Source organism: Kribbella sindirgiensis, assembly GCF_004331435.1.
Lineage (GTDB): Bacteria > Actinomycetota > Actinomycetes > Propionibacteriales > Kribbellaceae > Kribbella > Kribbella sindirgiensis.
The window spans coordinates 99,037-118,969 of record NZ_SJKA01000021.1 but is presented as its reverse complement, the minus strand read 5'-3'; the positions used below and the strand labels follow the sequence as shown (position 1 = coordinate 118,969).

The 19,933-nt window shown below is 69.2% G+C and carries 17 protein-coding genes; 12 read left to right on the top strand and 5 right to left on the bottom strand.

Annotation, left to right across the window (positions count from 1 at the left end):
- The first annotated feature begins 30 nt into the window (after positions 1-30).
- The 10 genes from E0H50_RS37135 to E0H50_RS37090 all read left to right on the top strand — a co-directional run bounded on the left by E0H50_RS37135 (position 31) and on the right by E0H50_RS37090 (position 12,293).
- Positions 31-1,515, top strand: coding sequence for an amidase (locus E0H50_RS37135; protein WP_131295773.1), 1,485 nt, complete (start codon positions 31-33; stop codon positions 1,513-1,515).
- Positions 1,506-2,525: a Gfo/Idh/MocA family protein gene (locus tag E0H50_RS37130; protein ID WP_131295772.1), complete on the top strand. Its 1,020-nt coding sequence runs from the start codon at positions 1,506-1,508 to the stop codon at positions 2,523-2,525. The genes E0H50_RS37135 and E0H50_RS37130 overlap by 10 nt, the downstream gene beginning before the upstream one ends.
- Before the next feature lie 8 nt (positions 2,526-2,533).
- Positions 2,534-3,931: an alpha,alpha-trehalose-phosphate synthase (UDP-forming) gene (locus E0H50_RS37125; protein ID WP_131295771.1), complete on the top strand. Its 1,398-nt coding sequence runs from the start codon at positions 2,534-2,536 to the stop codon at positions 3,929-3,931.
- Positions 3,918-5,345, top strand: coding sequence for an FGGY family carbohydrate kinase (locus tag E0H50_RS37120; protein WP_131295770.1), 1,428 nt, complete (start codon positions 3,918-3,920; stop codon positions 5,343-5,345). The genes E0H50_RS37125 and E0H50_RS37120 overlap by 14 nt, the downstream gene beginning before the upstream one ends.
- Positions 5,345-5,677 (top strand): hypothetical protein, encoded by a 333-nt coding sequence (locus tag E0H50_RS37115; protein WP_131295769.1) that lies wholly within the window; start codon positions 5,345-5,347, stop codon positions 5,675-5,677. Before E0H50_RS37120 ends, E0H50_RS37115 begins: the two co-directional genes overlap by 1 nt.
- A gap of 81 nt (positions 5,678-5,758) precedes the next feature.
- Complete coding sequence (locus E0H50_RS44100) at positions 5,759-7,036, top strand: sensor histidine kinase (RefSeq protein WP_131295768.1); 1,278 nt, start codon at positions 5,759-5,761, stop codon at positions 7,034-7,036.
- Positions 6,939-7,616 (top strand): response regulator transcription factor, encoded by a 678-nt coding sequence (locus tag E0H50_RS37105; protein ID WP_131295767.1) that lies wholly within the window; start codon positions 6,939-6,941, stop codon positions 7,614-7,616. Before E0H50_RS44100 ends, E0H50_RS37105 begins: the two co-directional genes overlap by 98 nt.
- A gap of 84 nt (positions 7,617-7,700) precedes the next feature.
- Positions 7,701-9,884: an MMPL family transporter gene (locus E0H50_RS37100; protein ID WP_131295766.1), complete on the top strand. Its 2,184-nt coding sequence runs from the start codon at positions 7,701-7,703 to the stop codon at positions 9,882-9,884.
- Positions 9,885-10,379: 495 nt separating this feature from the next.
- Complete coding sequence (gene panD / locus E0H50_RS37095) at positions 10,380-10,808, top strand: aspartate 1-decarboxylase (RefSeq protein ID WP_131295765.1); 429 nt, start codon at positions 10,380-10,382, stop codon at positions 10,806-10,808.
- A gap of 48 nt (positions 10,809-10,856) precedes the next feature.
- Positions 10,857-12,293, top strand: coding sequence for an aminopeptidase P family protein (locus E0H50_RS37090; RefSeq protein ID WP_131295764.1), 1,437 nt, complete (start codon positions 10,857-10,859; stop codon positions 12,291-12,293).
- On the opposite strand, the gene E0H50_RS37085 is transcribed toward E0H50_RS37090, so the two are convergent.
- The 4 genes from E0H50_RS37085 to E0H50_RS37070 all read right to left on the bottom strand — a co-directional run bounded on the left by E0H50_RS37085 (position 12,290) and on the right by E0H50_RS37070 (position 15,989).
- Entirely contained in the window at positions 12,290-12,997 is a 708-nt protein-coding gene (locus E0H50_RS37085) for an aspartate/glutamate racemase family protein (protein ID WP_131295792.1), read from the bottom strand. The two genes, E0H50_RS37090 and E0H50_RS37085, sit on opposite strands and share 4 nt — an antisense overlap.
- Positions 12,998-13,002: 5 nt before the next feature.
- The gene (locus tag E0H50_RS37080; RefSeq protein ID WP_131295762.1) at positions 13,003-14,460 is read right to left on the bottom strand and encodes an NCS1 family nucleobase:cation symporter-1; all 1,458 of its coding nucleotides are present in this window, start codon (positions 14,458-14,460) and stop codon (positions 13,003-13,005) included.
- A 148-nt stretch (positions 14,461-14,608) separates the two neighbouring features.
- Positions 14,609-15,313, bottom strand: coding sequence for a GntR family transcriptional regulator (locus tag E0H50_RS37075; RefSeq protein WP_131295760.1), 705 nt, complete (start codon positions 15,311-15,313; stop codon positions 14,609-14,611).
- A gap of 43 nt (positions 15,314-15,356) precedes the next feature.
- Positions 15,357-15,989, bottom strand: a complete 633-nt coding sequence (locus E0H50_RS37070) for a TetR/AcrR family transcriptional regulator (protein WP_202868498.1) — start codon at positions 15,987-15,989, stop codon at positions 15,357-15,359.
- An 85-nt stretch (positions 15,990-16,074) separates the two neighbouring features.
- On the opposite strand from E0H50_RS37070, the gene E0H50_RS37065 reads away from it, so the two are divergent.
- Positions 16,075-16,887, top strand: a complete 813-nt coding sequence (locus tag E0H50_RS37065) for a class I SAM-dependent methyltransferase (RefSeq protein WP_131295756.1) — start codon at positions 16,075-16,077, stop codon at positions 16,885-16,887.
- A gap of 9 nt (positions 16,888-16,896) precedes the next feature.
- On the opposite strand, the gene E0H50_RS37060 is transcribed toward E0H50_RS37065, so the two are convergent.
- Entirely contained in the window at positions 16,897-18,843 is a 1,947-nt protein-coding gene (locus E0H50_RS37060; RefSeq protein ID WP_131295754.1) for a M13 family metallopeptidase, read from the bottom strand.
- Between the two features lie 130 nt (positions 18,844-18,973).
- Here E0H50_RS37060 and E0H50_RS37055 point away from each other — a divergent pair, with 130 nt between their 5' ends.
- Positions 18,974-19,888 (top strand): SMP-30/gluconolactonase/LRE family protein, encoded by a 915-nt coding sequence (locus tag E0H50_RS37055; protein ID WP_131295753.1) that lies wholly within the window; start codon positions 18,974-18,976, stop codon positions 19,886-19,888.
- The last annotated feature ends 45 nt before the right edge of the window (positions 19,889-19,933 follow it).

The window sequence follows — 19,933 nt, the reverse complement described above, 5'->3', positions numbered from 1 at the left end:
GCCTGCCACTCTACGTGCTGAACAACAGCGATGTCATTCACCGCTCGGCCGACACGAAGCGTGTCGCTGACAAGACAACCGGACGCACTCAACTCTGGCAGGATCAGACAAGTGAGCTCAACTCTGTCCAGCGTGGCGCTGGTCGAGGAGCTGCAGGGGCGGATTCGTGAGGTCGACGCACTCGTCAACGCCGTCTGCACACCCAACCCCGCCGCGCTCACCGACGCCGCCCGACTCGACACCGAGCGTGACGAGGGGCAGGTCCGCGGGCCGCTGCACGGCGTACCGGTGCTGGTCAAGGACAACGTCGACACAGCCGACCTGCCGACCACGGCCGGCTCGCTGGCGCTGGCGGACCAGCCACCGCCACCGGACGACGCCCCGCTGGTACGGCGGCTGCGCGCGGCGGGCTGTGTGGTCCTGGGGAAGACCAACCTGAGCGAGTGGGCGAACTTCCGCGGCTCGGCGTCCTCGTCCGGCTGGAGCGCGTACGGCGGCCTCACTCGCAACCCGTATGCGCTGAACCGCTCGGCCGGCGGCTCCTCGTCGGGCTCCGGCGCCGCGGTCGCGGCAGGACTGGCGGACTACGCGATCGGAACCGAAACCAACGGCTCGATCGTTTGCCCAGCCGCCCTGAACGGTGTCGTCGGCCTGAAGCCCACGGTCGGGCTCGTCCCGCAGCAGGGCATCGTCCCGATCTCGCACTCGCAGGACACCGCCGGCCCGATGACCAGGACCGTCAAGCAGGCCGCTGCGCTCCTGACTGTCCTCACCGGCGGCCAGACGGACTACACCGAGGCCTGCCGCGGCACGGACCTCAGCAACGTGCGCATCGGCGTACCGCGCGGTCCTCTCTGGGGCTACTCGACCGGCCTGGACCAGGTCACCGAGAGGGCGCTTGAGCTCCTCAGCCAGTGCGGGGCCACGCTGGTCGACCACCTGTCGTTGCCGACACCAGGTGGCGACGAGGACCAGCTACAGGTCCTCTCGCACGAGCTGAAGGTCGACATGGCGGCGTACCTCGCCACTCGCGCACCGGGCGGCCCGCGAACGCTGGACGACCTCATCGAGTTCAACAAGAAGCATGCGGACCAGGAGCTGCAGTGGTTCGGCCAGGAGCTGTTCGAACGCGCCGCTGCCACGGAGGGCCTCAGCTCCCCCGTGTACGTCGCCGCACGCCTCACCGCGCTGCGCGCCGGCCGCGACGGGATCGACAACCTGCTCCGCGACAACCAGCTCGACGCACTGGTGTCGCCGGCGTACTCGCCGGCCTGGGCGATCGACCTGGTGAACGGCGATCACGTGCTCGGCAGCTCGTCGTCGCACGCGGCTCTGGCCGGCTATCCACTGCTGTCCGTCCCGTCCGGAGTGGTCTCCGGACTGCCGGTCGGGCTCACGATCAGTGGTACGGCGCGAAGTGAGGTCACGCTCATTCGCTTGGCGCACGCCTTCGAAACCGCGAGAATCGTTGCGGACGGACCGTTCCCGACCCCGGAGTTCAGACAGTGGGTATAGATCGCGTCAGGTGGGGAATTGTTGCGACCGGCAACATTTCGACCCAGTTCACGCACGATCTCGGGCTGCTCCCGGACGACGCCGTGGTGACCGCGGTCGCGTCCCGTTCCCAGGACAGCGCGCAGAAGTTCGCCGCCGAGTTCGGCATCCCGCACGCGTACGACGACTACCGCCGGCTGATCGACTCCGGCGAGGTCGACGTGATCTATATCGGCACACCGCATCCGCAGCACTACGCCGTCGCCCGTACGGCGTTGCAGGCCGGCGTCGCCGTACTGTGCGAGAAGCCCGTCACCCTGACCGCGCAACAGGCCCGGGACCTGATCGCGGTCGCCGCCGAGAACAACACGCTGTTCGCCGAGGCGATGTGGATGCGCACCAACCCGGTGATCCAGGCGCTCTTCGAGGACCTCGGCAGCGGCTCGATCGGCGAACCGCAGCAGGTGGTCGCGGACTTCGCCTTCAAACTTCAGAAGCAGAGTCACAAACCTTCATTGCCGGTTCGCCTGCTCGACCCCGCGCTCGGGGGAGGCTCGCTGATGGACGGCGGCATCTACCCGGCAACCTTCGCCTATATGGCCCTGGGCCGACCAGCAGAGGTGAGAGCTGTCGGTTCGCTCAACGAGGACGGCGTGGACCTGAACGTCGCGATGGCCTGGCGGTACGAGTCCGGCGCGGTCGCCGCGCTGACCTGCGGCCTGCGCTCACAGAACCCGTGGGTCGCGTCGATCAGCGGACCGGACGGCAATCTCCAGCTTCCGCACCGTTTCCACCACCCCGAGTACTACGTGCGCACGACCGCTTCCGGAGCGGAGCGGATCGCCGTCCCCACGCATGGCCGTGGGTACCACTATGAGGCGGCAGAAGTGATGCGTGCATTGCGCCAGGGACTGCTCGAGGTTCCGGCTCTTCCCCACGCCGGCACGCTCGAGATTCTCGAACTGCTCGACGAGACCCGGAGCCAGATCGGGGTGCGCTACCCCGGTGACGACGACGACCTGAGTGGATGACGCTGAACATGCCGAACGGTAGGAGTTCCTTCGTAGTGGTGGCCAACCGGCTGCCGGTCGACCGGATCGAGATGCCCGACGGCAGTACGGCGTGGCGCCGCAGTCCAGGCGGACTCGTCACGGCGCTGGCGCCGGTGATGCAGGGCCACCACGGCGCCTGGATCGGCTGGACCGGGAGCCCGGACGAGAAGGTCGATCCCTTCGACAACGACGGGATGCATCTGGTCCCGGTGATGCTCTCGGCCGAGGACGTGCAGCTGTACTACGAGGGTTTCTCCAACGCGACGCTGTGGCCGCTGTACCACGACGTGATCGTGGCGCCGGAGTTCCACCGCGAGTGGTGGGAGTCGTACGTCGCGGTGAACCGGCGGTTCGCGGAGGCCGCCGCGGAGGCCGCCGACGACAACGCCGACGTGTGGGTGCACGACTACCAGCTCCAACTCGTTCCCGCGATGCTCCGCCGGCTGCGTCCCGACGTACGGATCGGCTTCTTCCTGCACATCCCGTTCCCGCCGACCGAGCTGTTCGCGCAGATGCCGTGGCGGCGGCAGATCCTGGACGGGCTGATGGGCGCGGACCTGGTCGGTTTCCAGCGGCCCGGTGCGGCGTCGAACTTCGCCCGGCTGGCCCGCAACCGGATGGGTCTGCGGACCCGCGGCGACCGGATCCACCTGCCGGACGACCGGATCGTCCGGGCGAAGGCGTTCCCGATCTCGATCGACGTCAACGAGCTGGAGAGCCTCGCCCGGCAGCCCGAGACGACGGCGCGCGCGGCCGAGATGCGCCAAGAGGTCGGCAATCCGTCGCACATCCTGCTCGGCGTCGACCGGCTCGACTACACCAAGGGCATACGGCAACGGCTGCGGGCGTTCGGCGAGCTGCTGGACGAGAAGCGGATCTCGGTCGACGACGCGGTGTTCATCCAGGTCGCGACGCCGTCGCGGGAGCGCGTCGAGCAGTATCGGGTGCTGCGCGACGAAATCGAGCTGCTGGTCGGCCGGATCAACGGCGAGCACGGCCGGATCGGTACACCGGCGATCAACTACCTGCACACGTCGTACTCGCGGACCGAGATGGCCGCGCTGTTCCGGGCCGCGGACGTCGCGGTCGTGACACCGTTGCGCGACGGGATGAACCTGGTCGCCAAGGAGTACGTGTCGACGCGGTACGACGACACCGGCGCGCTCGTGCTGAGCGAGTTCGCGGGCGCGGCGGACGAGTTCCGGCAGGCGTTCCTGGTGAACCCGCACGACATCAACGGGATGAAGGACACGATCGTCGACGCGATGAACACCGACGACCGGCAGCTCGGCCGGCGGATGAAGGCGATGCGCAAGCACCTCGCGGCGCACGACGTGAACCTCTGGGCCCAGACCTTCCTGAAGGCGCTGCATGACGAGGACTGACGAGCACGTCCTGGCGCTCGATCTCGGTACGTCGTCGGCGCGGGCGCTCGTCCTCTCCGCCGACGACGCCGCACCGATCCCCGGCGCACTCGCGCGGCACAAGATCTCCCCGGCGTACGGCAATGACGGCTCCGCGACGCTCGACCTGCACGAGTACGTCGAGGGCCTGCTCGGGTGCCTGGACGAGCTGGAGCAGAACGGTCATCTGGACGGTATCGGCGCGATCGTGCTGTCCTCGCAATGGCACTCGATCGTTGCCCTCGACAACAGGGGCGCGGCCCGGACGCCGGTGATCACCTGGGCCGACACGCGCTCGATCGACCTCGGGCTCGGTCCGTCGTTCGACGAGCAGGCGTTCCACGCACGCACCGGCACCTGGCTGCACCGGCTGTACTGGACCCGCCGGATCCCGTGGCTCCTCTCGGACGACTCCCCGGCCGCCTTCGCCGGCCTGCCCGACCTGGTGCTCGAGCGACTGACCGGCGAGCGCGCCACGTCCGTCTCGGTCGCGTCCGGGACCGGCACGCTGGACCTCGCGACCGGTGCGTACGACGCCGAGGCGCTGGACATCGCGGGCGTCAAGGCCGACCGGTTGCCTTCGATTGTGCCGACCGGTTGGACGGGCACCTTGTCCAAGGAGTACGAACGTCGCTGGCCCGGGCTGGTCGGCGTACCCGTGCACCCGCCGACCGGTGACGGCGCCGCGTCCAACGTCGGGACCGGCGGGTACGACGCCGGCGTCGCAGCGGTGACCGTCGGTACGTCGGCCGCCGTACGCGTCGTGCACCCGATCGAGAACGCGCCTGAGCTGCCGTGGGAGCTGTGGCGGTACCGGGTCGACGACAAGCGGGCCGTGACCGGTATGGCGTTCTCCGCCGCCGGGAACCTGCACGCCTGGCTGACCGGAGTACTGCGGCTCAAGTCCGACGAACCGACCGACGTCGAGATCGGGGCGTCCCACGCGATCGCGATCCCGTTCATGGCCGGCACCAGGCCTCCCGCCGTGGTGCCCGGCGGATCCGGCGTGTACTTCGGCTTGTCGTTCGACGACAGCCCCGCCGACCTGCTCGCGGCAGCGCTCCAAGGCGCGTCGCTCGAGATCGACCGCGGGCTGCGGACCCTCGACAGGCTCTTCGACCGCCAGCTCGACGTGGTCCTCGGCGGCGGTGGCATCGACGCGTCCGAGTGGTGGCGCCGCTGCCTGACCGCAACCTTCGCCCGCCCCACCACAGTCTGCGCCGAACCCGAAGTCGGCGCCCGAGGAGCAGCCGCAGTCGCCCTCGGGCTGTCGCCCGAACCAGGCGGCGAACACCTGACCCCGGTCCCGGACGAGGTGTCCCGCGTCGCCGACCTCCGCCTGCGCTACGAGCCCCTCCGCCAACTCGCCGTACAGGCCTCGAAGGTCTTCAACTGATGCCCTACAACACCGATATCGGGCAGATGCTCGACGCCGACCCCTTCGAGCTCGCCGGCAGCATCTTCGGAGCTGTCTTCGCGGGGGTCGCGATCGGCGACCAGACCGCGTACGGCAGGGTTCGCAAGCAACTCCGTGCCCGCTTCGGCAACCCGCGCTGGTCGGACCCGCACTCCGGGGTCTACGACGCCGTCGCGCTGCAGACGACCCTGGTCTGGGAGCGCGCATTGGTGGCAACCCGCGCCCACAGCGGAGTGCTGGTCCTGCTTCCGCGCGGCACCCGCCTCCTCGCAGCCCCCGACCCGGTCGCCGCACTCCGCGAGTTCCTCTGACCGCCGTACCGCGGTTGCGGTACGGCGGTCATACGGCTGCAGGACGACGCGCTCCTTCGGCCGGGCACGTACTGTGAAGGAATGGAACGGCTCATCAGGTTCTGCCGTGCCTGCAGTCGGCACCCGCTGGCGCTGGACCTTGCGCTTGCCCTTGCGCTCCTGCTGATCAATCTGCTGGTGCCAGGCGGCAAGCACGTCGGCGAACGGATCGAGCTGAACGTGACGGTGGTGCTGCTGGCCGTCATGGGTGCGGCCGCGCTCACGTTCCGGCGCCGGGCGCCGCTCGCGGTCCTGGTGGTCACCACCGCCGTCGCGAGCGCATTCGTGATCGCCGAGCAGGCCAAGAGCCCGATCGTGGCCTTCATGGGCGTCGCGGTCTACACCGTCGTGATGTCGAAGGATCGGCTGACCAGGTGTGTCGCGGTGATCGCCACGGCACTGGTCACGCTGGTCGTCGAGGTCTTGTTCGTCGGCGGGGATGTCCTCGACAACCTGGGCCTGGTCTTCTTCGTGCTGTTCTCTGGCGCGATCGGCGAGGCGGTGCGGAACCGCCGGGCGTACCTGCTGGAACTCGAGGAACGGGCCCTGCGAGCCGAACGGTCGCGTGACGAAGAGGCGCAGCGGCGGGTCATCGAGGAGCGACTGCGTATCGCCCACGAACTCCACGACGTGATCGCGCACCACATCGCGCTGATGAACGTGCAGGCCGGCGTCGCGGCACATGTACTTCGGAGTCAGCCCGACGAGGCCGAACGAGCCATGGCCCTGGTGCGCTCCGGCGGCCGCACCGTGCTCCAGGAGCTGACAGTGCTCCTCGGCGTACTGCGTAGGTCTGGTTCGCCGCTGCCTACGGCCCCCGCGCCGTCGCTGCACGAACTGGACACCCTCATCCACTCCTTCACCGCAGCCGGCGTGAAGGTCGACTGGATACCACCTGCGTCCACGGGCACACTCCCGGACGTCATAGAACTCACGGCGTACCGCGTCGTCCAGGAGTCCCTCACCAACGTCCTCAAACACGCTCCCGGTGCGTCCGCCCGCGTCCGCATCACCCGCGCTGCAGGTGGTCTGACGGTCGAGGTCACCGATACCGGCCAGGCTTCCCCGCTTGGGGAGTCGACTACCCAACCGGGTGGCGGCCATGGGCTCATCGGGATGCGAGAGCGGGTCGCCGCCGTCGGCGGCACACTACGCACCGGGCCGGGCCCGTCGAGCGGGTTCGCCGTACATGCTGTGCTGCCTCTGGAGACGGGAGTTGTGGGTGACGATCAGAGTGTTGCTGGCGGACGACCAGACGTTGATCCGGAGCGGGTTCCGCGTGCTGGTCGGATCGGCGCCGGACCTGCAGGTCGTTGCTGAGGCGGCGGACGGGCGGGAAGCGGTCGAGTTGGCGCGGTCCGAGCGGGCCGACGTGGTGCTGATGGACATCCGGATGCCCGAGGTCGACGGCCTCGCGGCGACCCGGATGATCACCGCGGACGAGGCGCTGGCGGGTGTGAAGGTGCTGATCCTGACCACGTTCGAGGTCGACGAGTACGTGTTCGACGCGATCCGCGCCGGCGCCAGCGGCTTCCTCGGCAAGAGCGTCGAGCCGGCCGAGCTGATCGACGCCATCCGCGTGGTCGCGCGCGGCGACGCCCTGCTGTCCCCGAAGGCCGTCCGCGGCCTGATCAACCGCTTCCTCGCCGAACCCACCCCCGGCACCCCGGTCGGGCCCACGGTCCTCGACGCCCTCACCGACCGCGAACGCGAGATCGTCGGCCTGGTCGCCCTCGGCCTGTCCAACGACGAGATCGCCGAACGCCTCGTGCTCTCCCCGTCGACGGCGAAGACCCACGTGAACCGCGCGATGGTGAAGCTCGACTGCCGCGACCGCGCGCAGCTCGTCGTCCTGGCGTACCAGACCGGCCTCGTGCGTCCCGGCGTACCGCAGGCGTAGTAGCAGGTACGGCGAACGCGGTACGGCGAGAAGCCCACCGGGAGCAGACGCGAGCGACGGCCCCGCGCCGGGAGCATCGGTCGCATGGCTACGTACCTCTATCGGCTCGGCCGATTCGCGTTCCGCCGCCGCCGGTTGGTGCTCCTGATCTGGCTGGGACTCCTGGCTGCCGGAGCAGTCGGTGCAGGCACGCTCTCCGGCCCGACCGCCAACGGCTTCTCGATCCCCGGCACCGAGTCGCAGCGTGCCGCGGACCTGCTCAACGACCGCTTCCCACAGGCCGGCGCCGATGCCGCGACCGCCCGGATCGTGTTCCAGGCGCCTGCCGGTCAGAAGCTCACCGACTCGCCACAGGTGCGGCAGACCCTGGACCGGATCGCGGTCGCGCCCCAGGTCGCCCGCGTCGTGGATCCCTTTGCCGCCAAGGCGATCTCCGCCGACGGCCGCACCGGCTACGCGCAGGTCACCTACAAGGTCACCGCTCAGGAGATCACCCCCGAAGCGCAGCAGGCGGTCGCCGACGCGGTCGAACCGGCGCGCGCGGCCGGCCTCACCGTCGAGTTCGGCGGCGACGCGCTGCAAGGGCAGGGCGAGCAGCCGCTCACCGAAGTGATCGGTATCGGCGTGGCCGCCGTCGTCCTGCTGATCACGTTCGGCTCGCTGATCGCCGCCGGCCTACCGTTGCTGTCGGCAATCATCGGGGTAGGCCTCGGCGTCACCGCCATCTCGACCATCAGCGGTTTCGTCGACATCGGATCCGGTACGCCGATCCTCGCGCTGATGATCGGCCTCGCGGTGTCGATCGACTACGCGCTCTTCATCATGTCCCGCTACCGGCACGAGCTGAGCACCGGGCTGGAGCCCGAGGAGGCCGTCGGGCGCGCGGTCGGTACCGCCGGCTCGGCCGTGGTCTTCGCCGGTCTGACCGTGGTGATCGCGCTGGCCGGACTGTTCGTGGTCGACATCCCGTTCCTCACCCAGATGGGCCTGGCGGCGGCGTTCACCGTGGTCGTCGCGGTCGCGATCGCCCTCACCCTGCTGCCGGCGCTGCTCGGGTTCGCGGGGCGGCGGGTTCTCGGCGGCCGGATTCCCGGCCTCCGCGGCGGCGATCCGGAAGCGGCCGGACGGACGACGATCGGCCGCCGCTGGGCAGGCTTCATCACCCGCCGTCCGCTGGCGGTGCTGGTGGTGACCGTGATCGGCCTCGGCACGCTCGCGATCCCGGCGACCGACCTCGAACTCGGGCTGCCCGACGACAGCACGGCCGCACCCGACTCGACCCAGCGCAAGGCGTACGAGATGCTCTCCGAGGGCTTCGGGCCCGGCTTCAACGGGCCGCTGATGGTGGTCGTGGACGCCGGCGCGTCCACCGATCCGCAGACGGCCGCCACCGCGACCGCAGCCGCGGTCCGCGGGCTGCCGGACGTGACGATGGTGACACCACCGGTCTTCAACCCGGCCGGGAACACGGCGTTGCTGACCGTGATCCCGTCGAGCGGCCCGAGTACGCAGCAGACCAAGGACCTGGTCGAGGCGATCCGGTCGATGCCCGACCGCGATCGCGCCGAGGTGGCGGTCACCGGGGCGACCGCGGTCAGCATCGACATCTCGAACAAGCTCGGTGGCGCGCTGCTGCCGTACCTGTCGCTGATCATCGGGCTCGCGTTCCTGCTGCTGATGCTGGTGTTCCGCTCGATCCTGGTGCCGTTGAAGGCGACACTCGGGTTCCTGCTCACCGTCGTGGCGACGTTCGGCGCGCTGGTCGCGGTGTTCCAGTGGGGCTGGCTGGCCGGGCTGTTCGGCATCACAGGACAGACCGGGCCGGTGATCAGCATGCTGCCGATCTTCCTGATCGGGGTGGTGTTCGGGCTCGCGATGGACTACCAGATCTTCCTGGTGACGCGGATGCGCGAGCAACACGTCCACGGAGCCGCACCGCGGGCGGCGGTCGTCGACGGGTTCGCGCACGGGGCCCGGGTGGTGACCGCGGCCGCGGTGATCATGACCGCGGTGTTCTCCGGGTTCATCCTGTCCGGCGAGACGCTGATCCGGGAGATGGGCTTCGCACTGGCCCTCGCGGTCCTGATCGACGCGTTCGTGGTCCGGATGACCGTCGTACCGGCCGTGATGGCGCTGCTCGGCCGCCGCGCCTGGTACCTCCCCACCTGGCTGGACCGGCTCCTCCCGAACGTCGACGTAGAAGGCGACTCCCTCCGCCGCCGGCCCACCACCGACCACACCCCCAACCCCCAACTCGCCAACCACTGACCCCGCGCCAGCGCCCCCACCGCCGCTCACTCCATATCAGCTGCTCAGTCACAAGAGCCGGTCATCCGGCTGACCTGTCCGCCGCACCCAGAAGGTGTCTGCTCCCCCGGCAACCGGCTGACCACGCTCACGGGCAGCCACAGCCCGCCGAAACCGGCAACTCGACAGTACGTATGCATCTACTACCTGCCTGTCCGCACCGGCCGGCAGGCTTGATCGCCGGACAGTGGACGTATACGTACTGTCGACCTGCACAAACCCACAGCACAACCACCCAAGCACCAACCCGGCAGCACCCACGCCCACACAACCAACACAAGGCCGGATATCCCCTCGGGTTGGGGGTTCTCTGCTGTTATGCGAGGGGAGAACCCACCACGCGAGTGGATATCCCCCGTGGTGACAGCTGCCGACCGCACCCGGTGCGAGCGGGCTGAACCGGTTGGGTGACGGTGGCCACTGACAGGACGCGGCGTGGGCCGGATCATGGCGGCCATGTGGCGGGAAATGATGAAGTCGAAGGTGCACCGGGCGACGGTGACGCAGGCCGACCTGGACTACGTCGGGTCGTGCACGCTGGACGCCGACCTGATGGACGCGGCCGACCTGCTGCCCGGCGAGAAGGTGGACATCGTCGACGTCACCAACGGTCAGCGGCTGTCGACGTACCTGATCGAAGGGCCGCGCGGGTCCGGGATCGTCGGGATCAACGGGGCCGCGGCGCACCTGATCCACCCGGGTGACCTGGTGATCCTGATCGCGTACGGGATGTTCGACACCGCCGAGGCGAAGGTTTTCGAGCCGAGCGTAGTCTTCGTGGACGAGGACAATGCGATCACCCGCATCGGTTCCGACCCCGCCGAGGCGCTGCCGGACAACGGCACCGGCAGCGGCACGCTGCGCGGGGACCAACTGCACCCGTAGCCACGACCGGCGCCACCACCGCCGCGCCGAGAAGAGGACTGGTCGACGATGACCGACACCACCGCGCAGGACGCTCCGAAGACGGCCTCGCACGACAACGAGCCGAGCGCGAAGCTGCGTGCGTTCATGAACTCCGGCTGGGCGGACTCCGAGCGGACCGACCTGTCCCTGAGCGACGTCGGCGTGTGGGCGGCGAAGCGCCGCGACGCGCTGTCGCAGGCTTTCCCGGGCGAGCGGCTCGTGATCCCGGCCGGCACCTACAAGGTCCGCTCGAACGACACCGACTTCGTCTTCCGCCCGCACACCGACTACGTGTGGCTGACCGGTAACCAGACGTCGGACGCGGTCCTCGTCCTGGAGCCGAACGGCACCACCGGCCACGACTCGGTGCTGTACTTCCGCCCGCGCGCCGACCGCTCGCAGGGCGAGGAGTTCTGGCGCGACCGGATGTACGGCGAGCTCTGGGCCGGCCGGCGCCCGTCGCTGACCGAGACCGCCAAGGAGTTCGGGATCGAGACGCGGTACGTCGACCAGTTGGCCGACGCGCTCAAGGGCGACGTACCGACCCGGGTACGGCGGGGCGAGGACCAGTCGATCGCCGCGCTGCTGAGCGGTGCCCGAACCGAGGACCCGAAGGACAAGGAGCTGGCGGCGACACTGTCCGAGCTGCGGCTGGTCAAGGACGCGTACGAGCTCGAGCAACTCCGGGACGCCGTCGGGATCACACACCGTGGTTTCTCCGACGTACTCGCCGAGATGGACAAGGTCCGGCAGTACGGCGAACGCTGGATCGAGGGCACGTTCTGGCGCCGGGCCCGGGCCGAGGGCAACGACGTCGGGTACACGTCGATCGCCGCGGCCGGTCCGCACGCGACCACGCTGCACTGGATCGAGAACGACGGCCCGGTGAACGACGGCACGCTGATGCTGCTCGACATGGGCGTGGAGAACCGGCAGCTGTACACCGCGGACATCACCCGGACGCTGCCCGTGAGCGGTGAGTTCACGCCGCGCCAGCGGGACCTGTACCAGCTGGTGCTGGACGCGCAGAACGCCGGGATCGCGGCACTCACGCCGGGTGCGAACTTCCGCGCCGGGCACGAGGCGGCGATGGAGGTCATCGTCCGCGGCCTGGACGCCATGGAACTGCTGCCGGTGCCGGCGGAGGAGGCGCTCGACCCCGAGGGCCGCCTGTACCAGCGCTACACCCTGCACGGCGTCAGCCACATGCTCGGCCTCGACGTCCACGACTGCTCCGCGGCCCGCGACGAGAACTACCGCAAGGGTCCCGTCCAGCCCGGCTACGTCCTCACCGTCGAACCCGGCCTGTACTTCCAGTCCGACGACCTCACCGTCCCCGAGGACCTCCGCGGCATCGGCATCCGCATCGAGGACGACATCCTCATCACCGACGGCACCCCGGAAAACCTCTCCGAAGCCATGCCCCGCACCGTCGAGGGCATCCAGGACTGGATGGCCTCCTAGCCGACGCGCTCGGGGCGGTGGTGTGGGGCGAACTCGCCGAGTTTGCCGGTCCTGAGCCGCATGCGGACCAGCATCTCGACCGTGGTCGTCGCCGCCGCCACCCCGTCGATCACGCTCACCCCGAGCGCGGCCGACAGGTCGTGACACAGATCGGCCATACCGGCGCAGCCCAGCACGATGGCGTCCGAACCGTCGAGCGCCAGCGCCTCCTCACACGCCCGGAGGATCGTGCCCCGCGCGTGCGGATCCGTCTCCAGAGCAAGGACGGGGATCTCGCACGCGTGGATTCCCCGGCACTGCCGCGCAACGCCGTACTCCTCGGCCAGATCGTGCGCATGACCGACGGTCCGGGCCAGCGTCGTGACGACGCTGAACCCGCGGCCCAGGTACGACGCCGTACGCATGCCGGCCTCGGCGATGCCGACGACCGGCCCGCGGGCGAGCTCCCGCGCCGCCTTCAGCCCCGGATCGCCGAAGCACGCGATGACGTACCCGTCGTACCCGGCCGCTTCACCGTCCGCGATCTCCTGCAGCAGACCCGGTATGGCGAGTGCGTCGTCGACGTGACTCTCGATGGCCGGCGGTCCCTGCCGGGGACTGACCGCGTCGACGAGCACCCCCGGACCGGCGACCGCACGAGCGCAGTCGCCGATCAGGGCGGTCATCGACGCGGTGGTGTTGGGGTTGATGACCTTGATCCGCATCGTCGTCACGCCTGCTCGGCCGCCACACCGGCCCGGCGCGCGAGGACCGTGTAGACGGCGAAGCCGACACCGCAGCCGATGAACCAGCTGTAGTCGCTGATCCAGAGTCCGTCGCCGACCCAGCGGGGCACGAGGACCGACGCCACCGAGACCACACCGGCGGCGATCACGGACTGGACGGCGACCGGGTTGTAGCCCTTGCGGTAGTAGTACGCGCCGTCCTCGTCGAGGGTGAACAGGTCGTCGACAACCACTTTCTGCCGACGGATCAGGTAGAAGTCCGCGATCAGGATGCCGAACAGCGGGCCGATCAACGCGCCGAGGATGCCCAGCGTGTAGTGGATCGCCGTGTCGTTGTTGTACCAGTTCCACGGCGTCAGGAGGACCGAGCCGACGGCCGCGATCATGCCGCCCATCCGCCAGCTGATCTTCTGCGGGCTGACGTGCGAGAAGTCGAACGCCGGCGAGATGAAGTTCGCGACGATGTTGATCCCCACGGTCGCGGTCACGAAGGTCGCCGCGCCGAGCAGGATCGCGAACGTGCTGTCGATCCGCTCCACGGTCTTGATCGGGTCCGTCAGAAGCTCGCCGTACACGGGAACCGTCGCGCCCGCGGTGAGCACGGTGAGGAGTGAGAAGAAGACGAAGTTGATCGGCAGGCCCCAGAAGTTGCCCTTCCGCACGCTCTGGAAGCTGCGTCCGTAGCGGGCGAAGTCGCCGAAGTTCAGCATCGGGCCGGAGAAGTACGAGACGACCAGCGCGATCGCGCTCAGCATCGTGCCGATCGTGGCCCACCCGGACAGGCTGTGGTTCGACAGGTTGAGATCGATGGTGAAGTCGGACTTGACCAACAGGTACACGCACAGCAGCAGCATCGTCACGTAGACGGCCGGGCCGGCCAGGTCGATGAACTTCCGGATGCTCTCCATCCCGCGCCAGAACAGCGCGGCCTGGGCGACCCACAGGATCACGAAGCTGACGTAGCCGAGCACCGACAGACCGGCGAAGCCGTGCACGTCCTTGTCCGCCCACGGAGCCAGTCCGGGCCAGAGCTTGAGGAAGACGATGTTCAGCGACTCGGCCGCCAGGAAGGTCTGCACGCCGTACCAGGCGACGGCGATCAGGCCGCGAATGATGGCCGGGATATTCGCCCCCAGGACGCCGAACGAGACCCGGCTGATCACCGGGTACGGAACACCCGCGAGCTGGCTCGGTTTTGCGACCAGGTTGCAGAAGAATTGCACGATGCAGATACCGGCGATCAGGCAGACGAATACCTGCCAACTGGTCAGGCCGAGCGCGAACAAACTCCCCGCGGTGAGATAACCGCCGACACTGTGCACGTCGGACATCCAGAACGCGAAGATGTTGTAACTGCGCCAGGTCTGCTGCTTCAGCGGCGCGAGGTCCTCGTTGGTCAGCCGCGGGTGGTAGTCGCGCTTCGCCGCTAGTTCGGTCACCATGCTGTGCTCCTCCGGACCGGGCCGCGGGCGGATCGCGCGGCCAGTGAACCGAAGCTAGGAATAGCGTGTTGCGCGGAATGACGTCCACGGTGAACGCCCGGTTTCCGCTCAAATATAGGAAAAGCGGCGCAAATATAGGAAACGTGCTTCAGGCCGGGTCGGCGAAGCATTCCGGGTCGTCGGCGAACTCCGAGATCGCGCTCTTCAGATGCGCGTAGTGCCGCTCCGACTCGGCGATCAGCGTCTCCGTGTCCCGGGCGACGTACGCCGCGATCAGCCGCTCGTGATCCGCGTGGAAACCGGCTCGCTCGTGCGTGCGGACCCGCGACATCGGCCGGGCCGGCTCGGTGATGTTCCACGCGGTCTCGTACATCCGGATCAGCCGGTGCATCCCCGACGGCTCGATCAGCGCGAAGTGGAACCGGCGGGTCGCGGCGGCGTACTCACGGTCCCCCGCGGCGCCCGCATCGGCCAGTGAACCATGGGCGTCCCGGATCCGGTCATGGTCGACGGAGGTCGCGTTGACCGCCGCCGCACGCAGCGCCGCGGACTCCAGCGCCTGCCGTACGTCGTACAGCTCGCGGAACTCCAGGAACGTCAGCTTCGCCACCCGGTACCCGACATGCGGACGATGCTCGACCAGCCCTTCGCCGAACAACGTCTTCAGAGCCTCGCGCACCGGAATCGCACTGACCCCGAAGAACGCCGCGACCTCGTCGATCGGCACCGACGTCCCCGGCGGCTGATCACCGGTCAGAATCGCATGCCGCAGATCACTCTCGACCGGCGGCATCTCGCCCGCCGCGGCAGCAGTCCGAACCAGCCGCGACGTAAAGTCCGACGGTCTACGCATCTCCGGACGATAAGCCTCACCGAATCATCTGTCGAGCAGCGTCTCAGGCCAGGCCGGCAGCGATGAACGTGAGGGTCCGGGCCTCGATCCGGCGGAGTTCGGCGTCGGAGGCGTCCCGGAGCGGCCCCCGGCCGGTGAGGACGGCGGTCCCGTGGACGAGGGACCAGATCGGGTACTCGATCCCTTCGCGTCGTTGCGGATCGAGAACGCCGGCTTCGACCAGTTCGTCCAGGGCAGCGCACAGCAGACCCAGCGGAGTTCGGTCGGTCGTATCGCGGGCGGCGTACTCGTGCTGCCGCGGCACGGCGAAGGCGGTGGCGAACAGTCCGGGCTCCGCACGGGCGAACTCGAGGTAGGCCGCGCCGATCGCGCCCAGGCGGCGTTGTGCGGCCGCCGGGTTGCCGCGTTTGCCGCGGACGCGGGCGATACCGGCTGCCATCCGGTCGGCCAGCTCGTGCATGGCCGCGGTACAGACCTCGGCGAGCAACTCGTCGCGGTCCGCGAAGTGCCGGTAGGCCGCGTTGGGTACGACGCCGACGATCCGGGTCGCTTCCCGCAGGACCACCGCGTCCGGCCCGCCTGCGCGGGCCAGCTCCACCCCCGCCGCGACCAGACCGGCCCGTACGTCGCCCCGCGGTCGTCGCCGCGAGCGTGGTGCTTCCTCCGCTGTCGTCACCGGCCCAGGATAACAATGTGGACACTGTCCACTAGATATGGTTATGTGGACAGTGTCCACCAACCGCTCCAGTGAGGGGTTCACCATGAGCGAGCAGACAGTTCCGTCGCAGTACACGACCGGTCGGTCGCGGGCCGGCATCGAGCAGGCGTTCGTTGCCGCAGGCAAGAAGCTGGACGAGCTCCAGGCCGCGGATCTCGCGATGCTCGAGGACTACCACACCGGCGGACGGCTCGCGACGATGCAACTCGCGGACCTGGCCGGCATCAGCGCGGACAGCGCGGTCCTGGACGCCGGCGCGGGAATCGGCGGAACGGCCCGGTACGTCGCCTCCCGCTTCGGCTGCCGCGTGACAGCCGTCGACCTCTCCGCCGAGTACTGCGAGATCGCCGGCTGGCTCGACCAGTTGGTCGACCTCGACAACCGGATCGACGTACGCCAAGGCGATGTCACCGCGTTACCGGTCGCTGACTCGTCGTACGACGTCGTGTTCAGCCAGCACGTCCAGATGAACGTGGCCGCCAAGGACCTTCTGTACCGAGAGGCTCGGCGCGTGCTGAAGCCGGGCGGGCGACTCGCGGTGTGGGACATCTGCACCGGCGACCGCGGTGAGCTCGACTACCCGTTGCCGTGGGCAGACGTCCCTGAGCACACCCACCTGATCACCCCGCCGGCCCTCCGCGCCGCGATCGAAGCTGCCGGACTCACCGTCGGCCGATGGTCAGACCTGACCGAGCAGGTTGCCGCCATGATGCGAATGATCCAGTCGCAGCCACCCGGCCCACTCGGCCTGCACGCCTTCGTGCCCAACTTCCGAGAGCGCCTCGACAACCTCGTCGACGCGCTCTCGGACGGCCGCCTCCGAGCGATCCAGGCCGTCGGCCTGGTCAGCCCCTGACGGCTGGGGTTACCAGATGCGCACGCGGTCTTCGGGGGCCAGCCACATCGTGTCGTCGGGGGTTGTCTTGTAGGTGTCGTGGAAGGCGTCGATGTTCTTCACCACCGCGTTGCAGCGGAACTCCGGGGGTGAGTGGGGGTCGATGGTGAGGCGGCGGGCGGCTTCTTCGGGGCGGGTCTTGGTGGCCCAGGCGTGGGCCCAGGCTGCGAAGAAGCGCTCGCTGCCGGCCTGGTCGTCGGCGTCGGCCTGGTCGGCGCCGTCCCGGGACAGCTGGTAGGCGACGTACGCGATGGACAGGCCGCCGAGGTCGCCGATGTTCTCACCGAGGGTGAGTTTGCCGTTCACGTGCTGGCCGGGGGTTTCGGCCGGCTCGAGGGCGTCGTACTGCGCGACGAGTTTGTCGGTGCGCTGCTCGAACGACTCGCGGTCCGCGTCGGTCCACCAGTCGTTCAGGTTGCCGGCGGCGTCGTACCGCGAGCCCTGGTCGTCGAAGCCGTGGCCGATCTCGTGGCCGATCACCGCACCGATGGCGCCGTAGTTCGTGGCGTCGTCGGCGACCAGGTCGAAGAACGGCGGCTGCAGGATGCCGGCCGGGAAGACGATCTCGTTCATCCGCGGGTTGTAGTACGCGTTGACCGTCTGCGGCGTCATCCGCCACTCGTTCCGGTCGACCGGCTTGCCGAGTTTGGCGAGGTCCCGCGCGGTCTCCACCGCGACCGACCGACGGACGTTGCCGAACAGGTCGGCCGGGTCGATCTCGAGCGCCGAGTAGTCCTTCCACTCGTCCGGGTACCCGATCTTCGGGACGAACGTGCCGAGCTTCTCGAGCGCCCGCTGCCGGGTGTCCGGGCCCATCCAGTCCAGGGCCTCGATCCGCTGCCGGTAGGCGGCGACCAGGTTCTGCACGAGCTCGACCATGCGGGCCTTGGCGTCCGGCGGGAAGTGCTCCGCGACGTACAGCTTGCCGAGCGCCTCGCCCAGCGCCGACTCGACCGCACCGACGGCGCGCTTCCAGCGCTCGCGCAGCTCGGGCGCACCGGTCAGGGTCTTGCCGTAGAAGGCGAAGTTCTCGTTGACGAAAGCCTGGCTCAGCAGCGGCGCGGCGCTGTGCACGATCCGCCAGCTCAGCCACTCCTTCCACCGGTCGATGTCGATCTCCTGCAGCGCGGCCGCGGCCGCGGTCAGGAAGTCCGGCTCGCGGACCACGACCTGCGCGAACGCACTCTCCGGCACACCGGCGCCGGCCAGCCAGGCCGCCCAGTCGAACCCCGGCGTCAGCTCCTCGAGCCCGGCCCGGTCGAGCTTGTTGTAGGTGAGCTGGACGTCGCGCTCCTTCACCCGGTCCCAGTGCGCGCCGGCGATCCGCGTCTCCAGCTCGAGGATCCGCTCGGCGGCCGCGCTCCCGTCGGACAGCCCCGCGAGCTCCAGCAGGGTCTCCACGTGCTCGACATACGCCGTCCGGATCGCGGCGAAGCTGTCCTCGCGGTAGTACGACTCGTCGGGCAGGCTGAGGCCGCCCTGGGTCAGGTGGACGATGTTCTCGTCGGAGTTCTTCGCGTCGGCGTCGACCCAGTAGTAGAAGACCCCCGGCACGCCCTGCAGTTCGAGCTGCCCGAGCACGGACACCAGCCCGGCCAGGTCCGTCACGCCCGCGACGAGAGCGAGCTGGTCGGCGATCGGCTCGGCGCCCAGCCGCTCGACCCGCTCGGTGTCCATGAAGCTGGTGTAGAGGTCGGCGATCTTCCGCGGCTCGCTGCCCTCCGGATGCCCGGCCGCGACGGTCTTCTCGACGATCGCGCGGACATCCTGCTCGGCGGTGTCCCAGAGCGCGTGGAACGCGCCGTGGATCGCCTTGTCGGCCGGAATCTCGTGCTCCGCCAGCCATGTCCCGTTCACGAACCGGTACAGATCGTCCTGCGGGCGAACCGCCCCCGAGTCGTCGATTCCTGCTGTCATCCCTGACCCCTTGTCCCAAGTCGAGTTGCTGCCAGCGAACATACCCGGTTCGCGAATCCGCCGTTTTGAACTATCCACAGGACCCTCCCGTTCTCCCGGGTAAAGACCACGGATCAGGGAGGACCCCGCCATGTCACACCTCGTCCGCCGACGTACCGCTCTCGCCGGAGTGCCCGCCGTACTGCTGGGCCTGGCGAGCACCTCGGCAGCGAACGCCGCACCAGCCGCCGCCCCGTTCCCGACCAAGTTCAGCCTGCCGAACGGATTCCAGCCCGAGGGCATCGCGATCGCCCGCGGTACGGCGTACTTCGGTTCCCGTGCCGACGGGGACATCTACGCCGCCTCGCTGCGCACCGGACGCGGCAAGGTGATCAGCCAGGGCCCGGGCACCGGTTCGCTCGGGATGAAGGTCGACCCGTTCGGCCGCCTGTTCGTCGCCGGGGCCGCCGGCGGGAACGGCCGGGTGATCGACACCCGTACCGGCGAGGTCCTGGCCAGCTACACGTTCACGACCACGACGCCGACGTTCGTGAACGACGTGATCCTCGCCAAGGACGGCGCGTACTTCACCGACTCACAGCGACCCGTGTTCTACCGCGTCGCCGGCGCGAAGCCCGAGACGATCCCCCTCACCGGCGACTACCAGCACCTGCCCGGCAACAACGCGAACGGCATCTCGCTGACCCCGGACGGCCGCGCGCTGATCATGGTGCAGTCGTCGACCGGCTTCCTGCTCCGCGTCGACCGGCGGACCGGGGTGGCCCGGCGGATCGACCTCGGCGCCGCGCTGATGACGAACGGCGACGGCCTGCTCCTGCTCGGTCGCACCCTGTACGTCGTCCAGAACCGCCTGAACAAGATCGCGGTGCTCGAACTGAACCACACCGGCACGAAGGGCGAGGTGGTCGGCGAGCTGACCAGCCCGGACTTCGACGTACCGACGACCGTCGCCGCCTTCGGGAGCCGGTTGTACCTGCCCAACGCCCGCTTCACCACGTCACCGACTCCCACCACGGAGTACTGGGTCACCGCAGTCGAACGCTGAACCGTTCCCGGCCGCCGCCGCCCGTCCTACGGTGTGCCGAAGGGG